The organism is Lysinibacillus sphaericus OT4b.31 (assembly GCF_000392615.1).
In the GTDB taxonomy this organism is placed as follows: domain Bacteria; phylum Bacillota; class Bacilli; order Bacillales_A; family Planococcaceae; genus Lysinibacillus; species Lysinibacillus sphaericus_B.
In genome coordinates, this window is record NZ_KB933461.1 from 1 (window position 1) to 1,230 (window position 1,230).

The following is a 1,230-nucleotide window of genomic DNA, read 5'->3' on the forward strand; positions in this document are numbered from 1 at the left end:
ACAATTGGAGGTGCAGTTTTTTTATGGTTAAATTTACACTAGACGATAAAATAAATGCGATTGAACTTTATTTATCAGAGAAAGAGAGCTATGAAAGTATTGGACGATTGCTGAAAACCGATGGAATTACGATTATGGAGTGGATGAAACGATATGACTATCATGGACTCGAAGCTTTTAAAAAATCCTATACAAGATATTCGACACAGTTTAAACTAGACGTACTCAATTATATGAACGAACATGGGGCGTCTTCTCGTGAAGCGGCTATTATTTTCAATATCCCTTCTGCAGGGAATATTCGTAAATGGCGAAAACTTTATGAAACAGGTGGAATGATAGCCCTAGAACCAAAATCAAAGGGGCGTACATCGATGAATAAAAACCATAAACAAACAACAAAAAAACAAGTGCCAGCTGAAGGAACTGTAGAAGCTTTACAAGCCGAAATAGACTATTTACGTATGGAGAATGCCTATCTAAAAAAGTTGAATGCCTTAGTTCAAGAAAAGGAAGTATTACATCAAAAGACAAAGCGCAAGTAGTGTATGAACTAAGGGAAGAATTCGCTGTACAAGCATTAATTAAGCTCGCTGATATCAAGCGAAGTACCTATTATTACTGGATCAATAACTTAAACCGACCTGATAAGTATGCCGAAATGAAATCGTTGATTTCTTCTATTTATCATGAACACAAAGGTCGATATGGTTATCGGAGAATCACGTTAGAATTACGTAATTATGGCTATTTGATCAATCATAAAACTGTACATCGTCTTATGCAAAAACTGGGTTTGAAATCACTTGTCCGTATGAGAAAGTATCGCTCATACAAAGGAAACGTCGGGAAGATTGCGCCAAATATTTTAAAACGTAATTTCGTGGCAGTAAAACCTAACGAAAAATGGGTAACAGATGTGACAGAATTCCATTTATTTGGAGAGAAACTTTATCTATCCCCTGTACTTGATTTGTTTAACGAAGAAATTATTGCCTATAACCTTGAAAAACGTCCTATCTATCCACTTGTTTCAGAGATGTTAGAACAAGCCTTCACTCGCTTATCTGAAGGAGATGCCCCAGTGCTTCACTCTGATCAAGGATGGCATTATCAAATGAAACAATACGCTCACGCATTAAAAAAACATGGCATTACACAAAGTATGTCTCGTAAAGGAAACTGCCTTGATAACGCAGTAATTGAGAACTTCTTCGGTCTCTTAAAATC

General features: G+C 36.2%; 1 pseudogene. It reads left to right on the forward strand.

From position 1 onward, the window contains the following. Positions 1–23: 23 nt before the first annotated feature. A pseudogene (locus H131_RS25780) lies at positions 24–1,230 on the forward strand (IS3 family transposase); the annotation flags it as partial.